The sequence below is a fragment of the Nocardia sp. NPDC051570 genome, assembly GCF_044454005.1.
Classification (GTDB): domain Bacteria; phylum Actinomycetota; class Actinomycetes; order Mycobacteriales; family Mycobacteriaceae; genus Nocardia.
Genome location: NZ_JBITDI010000001.1, coordinates 64,636 through 78,343, shown reverse-complemented (window position 1 = coordinate 78,343; position 13,708 = coordinate 64,636). Strand labels below are relative to the sequence as shown.

Annotated in this window: 17 protein-coding genes; 10 read left to right on the top strand and 7 right to left on the bottom strand. The window is 68.8% G+C overall.

Annotated features, from left to right (window positions below; all coding sequences use genetic code 11):
* Positions 1–16: 16 nt before the first annotated feature.
* Entirely contained in the window at positions 17–1,006 is a 990-nt protein-coding gene (locus ACIA76_RS00390) for an ATP-binding cassette domain-containing protein (protein ID WP_397146742.1), read from the top strand.
* A gap of 53 nt (positions 1,007–1,059) precedes the next feature.
* Positions 1,060–1,869: an ABC transporter permease gene (locus ACIA76_RS00385; protein ID WP_397147905.1), complete on the top strand. Its 810-nt coding sequence runs from the start codon at positions 1,060–1,062 to the stop codon at positions 1,867–1,869.
* Between the two features lie 60 nt (positions 1,870–1,929).
* On the opposite strand, the gene ACIA76_RS00380 is transcribed toward ACIA76_RS00385, so the two are convergent.
* Positions 1,930–2,268 carry an RNA polymerase-binding protein RbpA gene (locus ACIA76_RS00380; RefSeq protein WP_397146740.1) on the bottom strand — a complete coding sequence of 113 codons (339 nt, stop codon included), beginning with the start codon at positions 2,266–2,268 and terminating at the stop codon, positions 1,930–1,932.
* A gap of 210 nt (positions 2,269–2,478) precedes the next feature.
* Between ACIA76_RS00380 and ACIA76_RS00375 the strand changes: the two genes are divergently transcribed.
* Positions 2,479–2,805 carry a hypothetical protein gene (locus ACIA76_RS00375; RefSeq protein ID WP_397146738.1) on the top strand — a complete coding sequence of 109 codons (327 nt, stop codon included), beginning with the start codon at positions 2,479–2,481 and terminating at the stop codon, positions 2,803–2,805.
* Positions 2,806–2,829: 24 nt separating this feature from the next.
* Here ACIA76_RS00375 and ACIA76_RS00370 read toward each other — a convergent pair whose 3' ends face one another.
* Both ACIA76_RS00370 and ACIA76_RS00365 read right to left on the bottom strand, forming a co-directional pair.
* Positions 2,830–4,020 carry a hypothetical protein gene (locus tag ACIA76_RS00370; protein WP_397146736.1) on the bottom strand — a complete coding sequence of 397 codons (1,191 nt, stop codon included), beginning with the start codon at positions 4,018–4,020 and terminating at the stop codon, positions 2,830–2,832.
* A gap of 105 nt (positions 4,021–4,125) precedes the next feature.
* Positions 4,126–4,782 carry a M23 family metallopeptidase gene (locus ACIA76_RS00365; protein ID WP_397146734.1) on the bottom strand — a complete coding sequence of 219 codons (657 nt, stop codon included), beginning with the start codon at positions 4,780–4,782 and terminating at the stop codon, positions 4,126–4,128.
* A gap of 183 nt (positions 4,783–4,965) precedes the next feature.
* Between ACIA76_RS00365 and ACIA76_RS00360 the strand changes: the two genes are divergently transcribed.
* Complete coding sequence (locus ACIA76_RS00360) at positions 4,966–5,349, top strand: ArsR/SmtB family transcription factor (RefSeq protein ID WP_397146732.1); 384 nt, start codon at positions 4,966–4,968, stop codon at positions 5,347–5,349.
* A 113-nt stretch (positions 5,350–5,462) separates the two neighbouring features.
* Here the strand turns inward: ACIA76_RS00360 and ACIA76_RS00355 are convergent, their stop codons facing one another.
* Positions 5,463–6,449 carry a glycosyltransferase family 9 protein gene (locus ACIA76_RS00355; RefSeq protein ID WP_397146730.1) on the bottom strand — a complete coding sequence of 329 codons (987 nt, stop codon included), beginning with the start codon at positions 6,447–6,449 and terminating at the stop codon, positions 5,463–5,465.
* A gap of 254 nt (positions 6,450–6,703) precedes the next feature.
* On the opposite strand from ACIA76_RS00355, the gene ACIA76_RS00350 reads away from it, so the two are divergent.
* Complete coding sequence (locus ACIA76_RS00350; RefSeq protein WP_397146728.1) at positions 6,704–6,997, top strand: hypothetical protein; 294 nt, start codon at positions 6,704–6,706, stop codon at positions 6,995–6,997.
* 52 nt (positions 6,998–7,049) lie between these two features.
* On the top strand, positions 7,050–7,838 hold the full coding sequence (locus ACIA76_RS00345) for a hypothetical protein (RefSeq protein ID WP_397146726.1): 789 nt from the start codon (positions 7,050–7,052) through the stop codon (positions 7,836–7,838).
* A 12-nt stretch (positions 7,839–7,850) separates the two neighbouring features.
* On the opposite strand, the gene ACIA76_RS00340 is transcribed toward ACIA76_RS00345, so the two are convergent.
* Both ACIA76_RS00340 and ACIA76_RS00335 read right to left on the bottom strand, forming a co-directional pair.
* A complete protein-coding gene (locus ACIA76_RS00340) occupies positions 7,851–8,273 on the bottom strand; it encodes a VOC family protein (RefSeq protein ID WP_397146724.1) in 423 nt (140 codons plus the stop codon).
* The gene (locus ACIA76_RS00335) at positions 8,270–8,716 is read right to left on the bottom strand and encodes a YdeI/OmpD-associated family protein (protein ID WP_397146722.1); all 447 of its coding nucleotides are present in this window, start codon (positions 8,714–8,716) and stop codon (positions 8,270–8,272) included. The genes ACIA76_RS00340 and ACIA76_RS00335 overlap by 4 nt, the downstream gene beginning before the upstream one ends.
* A gap of 106 nt (positions 8,717–8,822) precedes the next feature.
* On the opposite strand from ACIA76_RS00335, the gene phoU reads away from it, so the two are divergent.
* Positions 8,823–9,485, top strand: a complete 663-nt coding sequence (gene phoU / locus ACIA76_RS00330; RefSeq protein ID WP_397146720.1) for a phosphate signaling complex protein PhoU — start codon at positions 8,823–8,825, stop codon at positions 9,483–9,485.
* Between the two features lie 209 nt (positions 9,486–9,694).
* Positions 9,695–10,966 carry an acyltransferase gene (locus ACIA76_RS00325; RefSeq protein WP_397146718.1) on the top strand — a complete coding sequence of 424 codons (1,272 nt, stop codon included), beginning with the start codon at positions 9,695–9,697 and terminating at the stop codon, positions 10,964–10,966.
* Positions 10,967–11,075: 109 nt separating this feature from the next.
* Here the strand turns inward: ACIA76_RS00325 and ACIA76_RS00320 are convergent, their stop codons facing one another.
* Positions 11,076–11,888 (bottom strand): hypothetical protein, encoded by an 813-nt coding sequence (locus ACIA76_RS00320; protein WP_397146716.1) that lies wholly within the window; start codon positions 11,886–11,888, stop codon positions 11,076–11,078.
* A gap of 391 nt (positions 11,889–12,279) precedes the next feature.
* Between ACIA76_RS00320 and ACIA76_RS00315 the strand changes: the two genes are divergently transcribed.
* Both ACIA76_RS00315 and ACIA76_RS00310 read left to right on the top strand, forming a co-directional pair.
* Complete coding sequence (locus ACIA76_RS00315) at positions 12,280–12,702, top strand: CAP domain-containing protein (protein ID WP_397146714.1); 423 nt, start codon at positions 12,280–12,282, stop codon at positions 12,700–12,702.
* Between the two features lie 332 nt (positions 12,703–13,034).
* Positions 13,035–13,703, top strand: a complete 669-nt coding sequence (locus ACIA76_RS00310; protein WP_397146712.1) for a histone deacetylase — start codon at positions 13,035–13,037, stop codon at positions 13,701–13,703.
* Positions 13,704–13,708: the final 5 nt, after the last annotated feature.

The window sequence follows — 13,708 nt, the reverse complement described above, 5'->3', positions numbered from 1 at the left end:
CCAGCGAGGTGGAGGCATGAGTCTGGCGGTGGAGGTCACAGGGCTGGTCAAGAACTACGGCAGGGTCCGTGTGCTGGACGGGATCGATCTGGAGATCCCGCGCGGCACGGTGATGGGACTGCTGGGTCCCAACGGCGCCGGTAAGACCACCACGGTGCGCATCGTCACCACCCTGCTCAAGCCGACCGCGGGCCTGGTGCGGGTCACGGGGGTGGATGTGCTGCGCGATCCCGCGCGCGCCCGCACCCGGATCGGGCTGTCGGGCCAGTACGCGGCGGTGGATCCGAACCTGTCCGGCTTCGAGAATCTGCGCATGGTCGCCCGGCTCTACGGGATGAACCATAAACAGTCCGCCGCCCGGGCCCGCGAACTGCTCGCGGCGCTCGGCCTGGACCATGCGGCCGATCGGCGCGCGGGCACCTACTCCGGCGGTATGGCCCGCCGGCTCGATCTGGCCGGCGCGCTGGTCGCGCGGCCGCCGGTGGTGGTGCTCGACGAGCCGACCACGGGCCTGGATCCCCGTGGGCGCCTGGACATGTGGCGAGTGATCGGCGAACTGGTCGACGACGGCACGACCGTGCTGCTGACCACCCAGTATCTGGAGGAGGCCGATCTGCTGGCCGACCGGATCACCGTCATCGACCGCGGCCGGGTGATCGCGCGCGGCTCGGCCGACGAGCTCAAGACCGCGATCGGCGGCGACCGCCTCACCGTCACCCTCGCCGCGGGACAGAATCCGAAATCCGCGATGTCGGTGCTGGCCCAGGTGGGCATCGGCGAGCCCGCGCACGAGGTCGGGACCGAGGAGGTGTCGATCGTGGTCGGCGACGGTTCCCGAACCATGGTCGAGGCATTGCGCCGCCTCGACGACGCCGGGGTGTGCGTGGTCGACGCGACCGTGCACCGGCCCAGCCTCGACGAGGTGTTTCTCGCGTTGACCGGCGCCCCGGCCGCGACAGCCGATGAATCCGAAACAGATGAGATCGCAGAGGAGATCATGTCGTGAGTACCGCGCAGGCGGCGGTCGTGAACGAGCCGACCGTGGGAACGGCGGCCGCCGTGGCCCGAATCTCCGCACCGGTGCGGGTGTTTCGGGACAGTGGGATCGTCGCGTATCGGAATCTGCTGACGATTCTGCGTGTTCCGACGCTCCTGGTGACCGCGACCATCCAGCCGCTGATGTTCGTGGGTGTATTCGCCTATATCTTCGCGGAATCGTTGGGCGGCAGCCAATATCGGGAGTTCCTGATCGCGGGGATCTTCACCCAGACCGTCGCGTTCAACGCCGCCTTCACCACCGTCGGGCTGGCCAACGATCTGCAGAAGGGCATCATCGACCGGATGCGCACGCTGCCCATGTCGCGGCTGGCGGTGCTGATGGGCCGCACGCTGTCGGATCTGGTCGTCAACGTGCTGTCGCTGGCGGTGATGGTCGGCTGCGGTTATGTGGTGGGCTGGCGGATCAACGGCGGAATCGCCGATGCCGCAGTGGCATTCGCGGTGATCCTGCTGTTCGCGTTCGCGATGTCGTGGGTGGGCGCGCTGACCGGGCTGCTGTCGCCGACCGTGGAGGTCGCCCAGAGCGCCGGGCTGATCTGGATGTTCCCGCTCACATTCATCTCCTCGGCATTCATCTCCGCCGATTCGCTGCCGGGGCCGCTGCGCGCGATCGCGGAATGGAATCCGATCACCGCGGTATCGGCCGCGGGCCGCAAGCTGTTCGTCAACAACGCCCCACCGACGTTCGCGCCGCCGCACGGCTGGCCGGCCGAACACTGTGTGGAATACGCGGTGTACTGCTCGCTGGCGATTCTGGCGGTCGCGGTGCCGCTGGCGCTGGCGCGGTACCGCAAGGTCGCCAGCCACTAGGCGGGCACGAGAAAGGCCGCATTCACTCTGCGGGGAATGCGGCCTTTCGTCGTGTCTACGCTACACCCGGCCGCGCCGGGTCTTGAGCAGCTCCAGCCGCTCCTGCAGCAGCTCCTCGAGCTCATCCTTGGAGCGGCGCTCGAGCAGCATGTCCCAGTGGGTACGCGGCGGCTTGACCTTCTTGGGCTCCTGGGTGGTGCCCTCGATCAGGATGCCTTCCTGACCGTTGCGGCACAGCCAGGTCGGGGGGATCTCGGCATCGTCGGCGAAGGGAACATCGAACTCCTCGCCGTTGTCGGTCCGGTACCGCGCCACCCGACGCGGCGCCAAGTCGTGGTCGCGGTCGGTCTCGTAGCTCACCGCTCCGAGCCGGCTGCCTCGGAGTACGCGATCTGCCATGGTGTGCGGTCCTCTCTAGCCTGTCGGCAACGCTCTACATGTCCATTAACGCGCCATGCCGTATAACAGTTCCCGGCAACGGTCAACCCCATCATTTTACTCGGTATCTCGCGGCGACGTCGCGCGGCCGGTGGTTTCGTGGTCACGAGCGGGGAAATGTCGGCGCGCCCGGTCGCCGTCGCGGCCCGCGGGCCGTTAAGGTGTCGCCTCATGCCGCGTCGTGTCCTGTCGTCCTGTTCGTGGTGCGGACGAGAGATCGCCGAGTCCGAGATCGGGCGGCGTCGCCGCTACTGCCGGCAGTCCTGCCGCCAGCGTGCCTACGAACACCGGAAGGGCTTGGAGGGCACCGGAATCGCCGAGGACGCGGTGGTCCTGTCCGCCCAGGAGGCCGCCGACCTCGCCGACCGCTGGTTCGCGGCCCGCTGCGCCGCCGAGGATGTCGCCATCGCCGTAGCCGAGGGCGCCGACCCGGGCGAACTGGCCTCTCTCACCGAGAAACTGGTCGCACTGACGAAGGACGCCGAGCGCTTACGCTGAGCTCGGCGTCGTCTCCACTCCGATTCATCCGGTAGGCAGACTGCTCCGTCTCCCCGCGGCCAGGCTGTTGTCTCTCCCTACAACCGATGTGCTCTCGCCTCCAGTCAGGTCGGTCTCTCGTTCTGTCGGGTTGCCGACTCTTCCCGTCAGGCCGGTCCCTTCTCTCTCGGCGTGGCCCTTCCTCTCGTCCTCGGCGTGGCCGCTCCTCTTGTCCTCGGCGTGGCCGTTCCTTTTGTCCCTCGGCCGCGAAGCGGTCGAGGGCCTGGCGGTCATCACGACAACGGTTGTGGCGCCGAGGGTCGCGGCGGCCCACGCTACGAAGGCCAGGGCGGTGCGGGTGTCGGGGTGGATCAGGGGCTGGGCGTGCAGGGCTTGGCGGAGCAGCAGGACGACCAGGACGAAGTAGGCGAGGGCGAAGACGCCGATGAGGCGGGCGCGGACGCGTTCGGTCAGCCAGGGGTGGCGGCGGGCCGACCAGGCCAGGGCGATCGCGGCGAGCAGCAGGATCTGGATGCCGTGCAGGCCGGCGAAATGCGGGACCCGCAGGTCGCCACCGACGGTGCTCCAATGCGTGATCGGCATGCCCGCCAACCCATCACGCTCGACCGCATGTCCGGGCAGCACGGTATGCCCGGCGGCCAGGGTGATCGGCCGACCGGCGGCATCGTGGACCAGCTGCGCACCGGTGCCGCCCATGAGATATCCCAGCGCCATACCGAAGACGGCGATCCCCAGCCCGGCGTGGATGGCCCGGGAGGTGGGGCGGTCGGCCACCCGCTGCCACGAAACGATCACCGCGATCACAAGATTGGCGAGGAACAGCCCGGGAACACCCGAGGCGAACAGCCACTGCCCGATATCGTTGACCTTATCGGCGTGATCGGTGTTGAAGTGGCTGAACGTCCCCCGCGCGGCCTGCAGCACGATGAAACCCACATCGATCACCCCGGTGACCGCGAAGACCGTCCCCAGCCACCACGTGATCCGGGAACCCTTATGCGGCAACGAGACCAACCAGGCCAACGTCGCCGAATAGAGCAGGAACGCGATCGCGAACTTGAACGGCTTGAGCCATACCGACTCCCCGAGCAGTTGGCGATCGTCGACAAGCATTGCGGCCAGGCAGAATACGGCGAGCGCCCCCATCAGCCCGGCCTCGAGGGTCAGCGGGCGATGCCACCGCCGAACGGAGTGTGCAACTGCGGAACTGAACATGGCCCGAACGCTAGGTCCGCCGATCCGGCCCCCACGTCCCGCGCGGGTGGTGACTCGACCTCATACCGTGGGGTCGGCACCACCTACCCGGGTATGAGACGCGATTCAGTCGAAAGGCACGGGCCCCAGGTCGATTCCGCGCGCGAGCAACCACGGCAGGGGATCGAGTTTGGCGCCGCCCTCCTCGGCCCAGACCTCGTAGTGCAGATGCGGACCGGTGGAGAAGCCGCGATTGCCGACGGTGGCGATGATGTCGCCCGCGCGGACCTGCTGGCCGACGGTCGCCAGGATCTCGTTGACGTGTCCGTAGACCCCGATCGTCCCGTCGTCCTGTCGGACCCGTACCCACAGGCCGAAGCCGGAGGCGGGCCCGGCCTCGACGACCACGCCGTCGGTGACGGACGCGATGGGGGTGCCGATCGGATCGCCGAAGTCGATCCCGGCGTGCAACTCGCCCCAGCGCGTACCGAAACCGGAGGTGAGCACGCCCGAGACGGGACGCACGGTGCGGCGGATCTGGCGGGCGGCCTTGGCCATCGGCCAGGGCGCATCGGCGATCGGCGCGGCCTTCGGGGTGATCGGTGCGGTGGCGGGTGCGGCGTCGAGCGTGCGGGCGACGGCGGCCAGGCTGGGCGCCGAGCCGGTGCCGTGCCGATCGGCGGCCCCGAGGGTGCCGATCGAGGCACCGACGACCGCGGTGATCGCCATGGCCCGCGCGGCGCGCCGAGCCCGCCGGGAAGATAACGAAACGGTCACGGGCATGGATGGCAACCTATGACAGCGGTCGGGGCGTTCCGAAATCCTGTCGTGACCGTCACAGGCTCCGGCGCGCTCACGGAAACGCCCGGATCCAGGAACTACACGGAAGTAACTCGCCGTTCACCGGGCGGAGTACCGACCTTCACGAACTTGACCGACCGGTCGGTGCGCCCGCACACTGTTTCAGTGGCGGCTAACGGAGTGCATGCGTTGATCGCGCTCGCCGATCCGACCCGCCGCGCGATCTTCGAGGCCCTGCCGCAGGCACCGCGTTCGGTGGGCGAGCTGGCCGCCACGATCGGAGTCAGCAGCTCGGCGGTCTCCCAGCACCTGCGCGTCCTGCGCGAGGCCCGCCTGGTAATGATGCGCCCCGACGGCAACCGCCGCCTGTACTCCCTGGACCCTCGCGGCCTCGCCGACGCCCGCGATTACCTCGAACAGTTCTGGCCCTCGGCCCTGGCCGCCTACTCCGCGGCCCTCTCACATGCCGAATACACGACCGGACAGCCGCCGCCTGTGCACGATGCCCGGCATGCCGCTGGGTCCGGCGGGGCGGGTCAGCACCGATAACGCCATCGGTGTCGCGGGCAATGCCGCCACGCGCCATCCCTGATGTCGCGTCACACCGAGCGGGTGCGCCGCTGCCCCTGACAAACGATCGAAACCTGTTGCGGAGGGCCGATTCAACCGACGCGCCGAAAGGCCGATCGTCGGCGATCGACCGCCGCACCCGGCCAGGTCCGCTTGCTGAGCTGTTTGTCGACCGCCTCGACCACCTCGTCGACGCCGATCTCGAGCAGACCCGGATCGGTCGTCTCGCCGTGATGATCGCCCGTGCGACCGGTCCACAGCACCACATGCCGATTCAGCAGATGCGGCGGTGGTCCGCCGCGACTGGGCGGGGTGGGCCCGAACAGCAGCACCGTGCGGGTGCCGAACGCGGTCGCCAGATGAGCCACGCCGGTATCGCCGCACACCACCAGCGCGGCCTCGGCGACGGTGGCGGCCACCTCGAGTAAGCTCTGCCGCCCGGCCAGCACCTGCTGGGCGGGCAGTCCGGCGCGCGCGGCGATCGACAGCGCGATCTCACGGTCGAATTCGTCCCCGGTGAGCACGACCTCGCGGCCCTGCACCAGCAGATGCCGCACGACCGCGGCGAATCGCTCGGGCGGCCAGCGCCGCGCGGGCGACCCCGCGCCGACGTGTACCGCCACGCAGTCGCGGTGGCTGGTGGTGGCCACCGGCGGCACCAGGCCGAGATTGCGCCGGTCCGCGGTGATACCGCCGGATTCGAGCAGATGACACCAGCGGTCGACATCGTGCATATCGTGCTGCCAATCCGGCCCGTCCAGATGCGGGAACGCCGGATTGCGATAGGTCAGGATCCGCGCCGGATTCGTCTTGGCCAGTTCCACGATGCCCTCGGCCCCGCCGCTGTGCAGATTCACCGCGAGTGCTGGCGGCTCGCCGTCCCAGCGCATACTCTCCGGATCCGCGGTCGGCACCATTTCATCGATCGACGCGATCAGATCCACGATCGGCTCGAGCCGCAGGGGCGCGGCGAGCGCGATGTGATCGCGTGGTCTGGCCCGGCGCAGCGCGCGTAGAGCCGGGACCGCGGTGAGCAGGTCACCGAGCCCACGTGCGCGCAGCACAAGTACAACCGCCACCCTCTTCTCCTAGCCTCCACCAAGCGACCCACAAGATCCCGACCCACTCGGCCCCCGCACGGCGGTACGGACGAAGAGAGCCATTGAAGAGGACTACCCGGCACGTAGCGGCGTGAAACTCCTCGACCACCGCGATCTCGGGCCGCCTCCGCGACAACCGTGATCTCGGGCCGCCTCCGCCCGGCGTGTGACGTCCGGCACGGCCGCGAGTAGCCTGTCGACGGTCGGGACGTCGAATTGAACTGGAGGATCCCATGATTCGTACCGCTGGGTTCGTCGCTGCTGTGATCGCGGCCGGCGCGTTCGGTGTGCTGGGCGCCGGCGCCGCCCAGGCCGCGACGGGCACCCTGGGCATCAACGGCAAGATCTACGACAACCCGACGGGCTGCGTCGACACCGGCAACTCGTTGCAGACCATCGTCGCCAACAGCACCGACAAGGTGATCGAGGTGCATGCGGGCCGCAGCTGCACCGGTCCGGTGGTCGGCCGGATCGACCCGAACGGGATGACCATGGCACCCAACAGCAGCCTGCTGGTCCTCGAATAACCGACCGGCGATTCCGCTCTGCGCCCCGGGCGTTTGGGCGATCCTGGTAGGCATGGCACCGAATAATGCTTCCAGGCAACGATATTCGCTGATCGTGGCGGCGGTGGTCGTGATCGCGGTCGTGGTGGCGGTGTGGTTGTGGGTGCGCGCGGATCGGCCGCGGGCCGGTTCGGCGACCACACCGTCGAATCCCGCTCCGGCGTCCTCGGATTCGCCCCCTACCACGACCACGCCGCCCGGATTCGCCTATCAGCCGCTGTGGCCGTTCGCCGATACCAAGGCCGCATCGGCATGGGAGGTGGCTTATGGCGAGGGCGGGCTGCAGCCCTGGCATCTCGATCCCGGAATGACCGCGCAGTACTTCGCCCAGCACTATCTGGGTTATGCGGGCATCGACAAGGTGGTGTCGACCTCGGTCCGCGGCGACGAGGCATGGATCGGAGTGGGTTTCGGGCAGCCCGGCGGCGCGACGGTCACCGCCGCGGTGGTGCATCTGGTGCGCTTCGGCCCGCCGCCGGACGCGCCGTGGGAGGTGGTCGGCACCCAGGACAGCACCCTGAGCGTCACCGCCCCGGCCTACGGCGCGGCGGCGAGTTCACCGCTGACCGTGGGCGGGCGCGTCACCGGCGTCGATGAGAATCTGCGGGTGCAAGTGCGCAGCATGGGGCGGCAGCAGCAGCCCGTGGGGGAGGGGCCCGCGATCGCGGGCGGCGGCACGGATGCGCAGTGGTCGACCACGGTCCCCCTCGGCGCGTGCTCGGGCACGCTCACCGTCGCGGTGGCCGCCGGCGGTCATATCGCGGAGGTCGAGCGGTTCGCCATGACGGGCGTGCATTGCTGACGAACCCGCGAATCAGGTTGTGAAGATCTGGGATTCGTCGGCGAAGGATTTGAACTCGAGCGCATTGCCCGCCGGATCGCGGAAGAACATCGTCCACTGCTCGCCGGGCCGGCCCGCGAACCGCAGCGACGGCTCGATCAGGAATTCGACGCCCGCCGCCCGCAACCGTTCGGCGAGCCGATGGAACTCCTCCGATGCCAGCAGTAGGCCGAAATGGGGGATGGGCACCCGGTGTCCGTCGACATCGCTGGTGCCCGCCGCGGCGGACGCGGCGGGTACGAGATGGGTCACCAGCTGATGCCCTCGCAGATTCCAGTCGATCCAGTGATCGGTGCTGCGGCCCTGCTCCAATCCGAGGATCTCGCCGTAGAAGCGGCGGGCCGCAGCGAGATCGTCGACGGGTACGGCCAGGTGCACGGCGGGACGGGACGTCATCGTGAATCCTCCTGCAGCAGTTCGATCGTCTTGGCGATCCGGCGCTCGCGGGTGTCGGCGCGCTTGGCGGCGGTGACGGCCTCGACCTGTTCGCGGCGGCGCGTGAACGACTGCTCGTCGAAGGCGGTCCGCAGCCCCGCGGCCGCCAATGCGGCGGCCAGATCCTGCGGCGGCTCGACGGTCCGCTCCTCGGTATCGCGCGCCACGGTCACCGCGACCGTATCGCCGGGCCCCTTGCCGAGCGCCGTGCGGATGGACTTCAGCATGCCCAGACACGGTCCGTCGCCCATCGAGGCGATGGAGCCGGCGTAGTCGATCCCGTCGAAACTCGCCCGCACCGGAATGCGGCCGCCCCCACCGAGATTCGCGATCACCTCCGCGGGTACGCGCACATACGCCCCGCCGCCCGGGACCGTCTCGATCCTCGCCTCGAATCGCTGCATATCCACCGCCCTCGGCATCGTGTCCGCGCGACATCCGACCGTGCGGGAGTTTACCGGTCCGTCCGCAATGGCCCCCGACGGCACACGGCTGCGGCAAGATTGGTGCATGCGCGAGATCTATCATCGGAAACTCGGTGCGCTGGTGGACATTCTGGCGCGCATGGCGGCCGAGGCCGGTGCGGCGATGCAGCGCGCGACCTTCGCCCTGACCGATGCGGATCTGTGGGCCGCGGAGGAGACCATCAGCCGATACGACCAAGTGGCGAGCCTCGCGCGGGAGGCCGAGGAGCAGGCGTTCAATCTGCTCGTGCTGGAGGCGCCGGTGGCCGGTGAGCTGCGCACCGTGGTCGCCGCCCTGCAGATGGTCGGCGATCTGGATCGGATGGGCGTGCTGGCCACCCATATCGCGACCGCGGCGCGCCGGCGGCATCCGAGTCCGGTCGTCCCGCGCGAACTCGTCGACCACTTCCGGCAGATGGGCCGGATCGCGGTCGATCTCGCCGCCGCCACCCGCGGCGTGCTCGAGACCTGCGATCCCCGCCGCGCCCGCCAACTCGACGCCGACGACGATGCGATGGACGCGCTGTATCGCGACCTGTTCGCGGTTCTGATGAATCCGCGCTGGCCGCACGGCGTGCAGGCCGCCGTCGATATCACGTTGCTGAGCCGCTACTACGAGCGATTCGCCGATCACGCGGTTGCCGTCGGCGCGCGGGTGGTGTTCCTGGCCACCGGCGATATCCGGCTCGATCCGGCTCCGGGTCTGTGACACCGGCGTCGATCCGGTTGCCCATGTTTCGCCCGTCGCGAGGGGGTATCCGGCGAGGCAAGTCACATCCAGGTCGATACGCTGATATGCGCATCAATGCATTGAGTTCGCGAGGGGCGTGTCGGCCGCTGAGCGATCGCCGCCATTTCGAGATCGTCTGCGCCTCAGGCGTTTACCCGGTATTCAGGCCCATCGGATATGCCTCGAGGGTGACCGTAGCGACCGAGGGCAGGACACAGCGGAACTGGACCATCGACCTCGCCCGGGCGTTCGCGATCGCCGTGGTCGTTGTCGTGCACTGGATTTCGGTCCGGGTGACTGTCGCTGGCGGCGCCATTCGCGGCGATCCGAGCCTGCACGGCAGACCTATCTGGGCCCTGAGCTGGGCGCTGCAGGTGATGCCGCTGTTCTTCGTCGCGGGCGGGCTGGCCAATACCCGCATCGTGGACCGCTGGCGGCCGCAGGGCACCGGATATGCCGCATATCTCGGGCCGCGGGTGCGCCGGCTGATCGCGCCGATGATTCCGCTGCTGGCCGTGCTCACCTCGGTGGTGTGGCTGCTGCGGTGGCATTCCGCGGCGATGGCGAAGGCGGCGGCCTATGTGCTGGTGAGCCCGCTGTGGTTTCTCGCGATCTATCTGGTCGCGGTGATCGTGGCGCCCTGGGCGGTGCGGGCGCACGACCGATCCGTCTGGGCGCTGCCGGTGCTGCTGCTGGGTTCCTCGGCGGCGATCGACGGGCTGAAGTTCGCGGGAATCGTCGATGTCGCGCAATGGAATCTGCTGTTCGTCTGGCTGTTCTGCCACCAACTCGGCGTCCTGTACATGCGTGGAACGCTGGCGCGGATATCCCGCGCCGGATTGGCCGCGATCGTGGCGCTCGGCGTCGCGGTGCTGGTGGTGATGGTGTTCGCGGGTCCCTATCCGGCGACCATGTACGGCCTGGCCGATGCCCCGGTATCGAATCTGTACCCCCCGACCACCGCCCTGTCGATCCTCGCGGTGATCCAGGTGGCGGTGCTGGTCGGTATCGACCGGCGCATGGCGGGCCGGGAGCCGCCCCGCTGCGCGCGCCGCGTCGTCGGCTATGTGAGCGCGCATCTGATGACGGTCTATCTCTGGCATATCCCGGTCATGGCCGTGGTCACCTGTGCCGCGCTGCTCGCCCCCGCCCGGCTGCTGCCCCACGATCCGCGCACCTGGTGGCTCACCCGGCCGCTGTGGATCCTGGGCTGCGGCATCGTGCTGCTCGGCGCGGTCCGGGTGCTGAGCCGCTGGGATGTGTTCTGCGCCAAGTATGCCGCCCGCGCGACACCCACGGCCACCGTATCCGGCGCGCTGCTCGCCGCGACGAGCGTATATCTGCTGTGGTGGCAACGCCTTTCGCCGACGGCGGTGTCGGGCCTGGCGATCGTCGGCGTCTTCCTGGCCGGGGCGCTGCTGTCCACGACCCGTCCGGTCGCGCTGCGATCCGAACGGTGACAGCGGGCCTGGCGGAGCGAATCATGGATCGGGTGCTGGGCGAGGCCGCGGGCTGACCGAAGGGGCGACGGGGCGCGCCGCCGCCCCTTCGGTCGCTCGGATTCGGCGGTCAGGCCGAACCCGCGGCCGCGGCGCTGAGCGGCGCGAGCAACGCGCTGCCGGTTCCGGCGATCGTGCTGCCGGTGTCCGCGACCGAGCTTCCGGAATCGAGTACCTGCGCCGCCGTCGCTCCCGCCTTGAGTACCGCGCCGAGATCGGCCAGCAGTGAGCCGAGATCGATTGCCCCGGCGGGGGTTTGGGCGGTGGCGTTCATCGGGGTGTTGGCCGCGGGTGCGGCAGTGTCGTCCGCGCAGTCGGATCCGGAGGTGCTCGCCTGCTCGGCCATCGGCGCAGCGCTGCCGGAACTCAGCGTCCTCGCCACCGACGCGCCCGCGTTCAGGGCCGCGCCCAGGTTGGTCAACAGTGAGCCGAGATCGGCCGGCGCGGAGCCGGTTTGGGCGGCGGTGGTGTCGCGGTTGCGCGGATGGTGGGCCGTATGCGTGCTCGTCCGGCCGGTCGACGCGGCCGCCGGAGTGTCGTCCGGCGCCGGATCGAAGGTGAGCGGAACTCCCGGCCGGTTCGTCTGCCGGTGGTCTGCCGGTGGCGCCTTCGGGAGGGCCGGTGCGGCCGGTTCCATTGCGCCGCTGGGTGTCTGGTCCTCGTCGGGCGCCGCGACGGGCTGTGGATCGCGGGAGGGGGTGACCGGTTCGACGGCCTGTCCCCGGGCGTTGAGATCGGTCCAGGAGGCCGTCAGGGCCGTCGCCTGATTCGCGGGACTCGACCCGTGCTGGGTGGAGATTCCCGCCGTGATCAGCGCGGTCGCCGAGAGCATGGCCAGCCGCATCGAGCAGAGTGGATTCTGTTTTGCCTGGTGCTTGCCCATCAGTTGTTCTTCCTTCGCGAGGAGTCGAGAGAAGCCGGATCGGATGTGCGCATGTCGGTGCCGTGGGAAGGAGGAGCCATGATCGAATACGCCCGGCGCCCTGATGCGCGAACATTTCCGGATGCGGGCCATCGTATCGGGCAGATCGCCTTTCCGCTGCGATTTGCGGCCCAATCGCCACGCATCTCGGTGATAAGGAAACCTGCCGCTGAGTACGTTTTCATGATCGTAGCGAGATGTTGCCCACGGTCATGTCACAGTGCTACTGTTATGTAAACGTAATGCTAACTGGTAAGGGGGCTTTATGCATTCTTCTCCAGCGGTAATCCGGTCATTATCGGTCGGTGCCGGAATAGCCGCATTTGTCGCCTGCGTCACCGTCTGGGCCCCGATGGCTCCCGGTGCTCCCGGGAGTGCGTCGGCGGCCGATCAGGTCATCGGTCTCACCAATGCCCAGCGCGCGAAGGCCGGATGTCCCGCCCTGCGCGCCGAGAGTCATCTCACCCGGGCAGCACAGGCGCATACCACCGATATGGCTGCTCACGGTGTCTTGAGCCATGATTCGGCCGCGGGTGATCCCGGCGCTCGGATCAGGGCGGCAGGCTATTCGGCGCGGGCCTGGGCGGAGAACATCGCCTCGGGCCAATCGGGGCCCGCGCAAGTCGTGGACGCATGGATGCACAGCGCGGGCCACCGCGCCAATATCCTCAATTGCAGTCTCCGAGATATCGGCGTCGGCGTCGCGCAGAGCCGCAACGGCGGGCCGTACTGGACGCAGGACTTCGGCACATCCAGCGGGCGCAGCGCGGCATAGGGCTCGATCAGAACGCATTTGCTCGATAGTCGTAATCATTCCGTAATGGCCGGTCGGATTTGTTTTCGACCCGAATCCCTTGTTGTTGCTGCCGCACATTAAGGATGCTCGAAAGCCATTCGGGCATCCTTTCCGGTCGCCTGCCCGACCGGACGGGTTCCGTGGCGACCGGGTGCATCCGTTGCCGCGGCAGACGACATCCGTAATACGAGTCGGCGCATTGATCGGTTCACGCGCTCGGCCGGATTCTCGGACCTTTGCTGGACGAGGGCGGTGGTGAGGGCGCCGGGGATCCGCCCTCACCACCGGTCCTCGCCCGTAGCCTCGATCCTGTGCATGACGGGAAGGCCTCGAGGCCGCTGGTGTGGTACGCCGCCTACGGCTCGAATCTGTCCGCGCGACGGCTGGCCTACTACATCCAGGGCGGTACTCCGCCCTGGACCGAGCACACCTACCCCGGATTTCGTGACCGCACGCCCCCGGCGCGGACGATGCCGCTGACGCTGCCCGGCACGATCTACTTCGCCTGGCAGAGCCCGGTCTGGGGCGGGGGCGTCGCGTTCTATACCGATCGGCCCCGGGCCGAATGGGCCGGCGGCGCCGCGGCCCGCGGCTATCTCCTCACCCGCGAGCAGTTCGTGGACCTGCTCACCCAGGAGATGTACCGGCTGCCCGGCCGGCTGCCCGCGATCGATATCGATGAGGTGCTGGCGGCGGGCAGGGTCGAGGTGGGGCCGGGCCGGTATGAAACCCTCATCCACGCGGGCGATGTCGACGGATACCCGGTCCTCGTATTCACCTCACCCTGGGATGCGGCGAGTGTGGGCCTGCGCAAACCGTCGTTCGGCTATCTGGGCATGATCGCCGAGGGACTGCGCGAGTCCCACGGCTGGGATGGCGACCGCGTCTTCGGCTATCTGGCGGAACTTCCCGGGGTACGGGACCTTTGGGAACCCGGGGAACTGGACGCGCTCGCGGCGGCGCGCGGATTCGAGAGGTAGGCAGT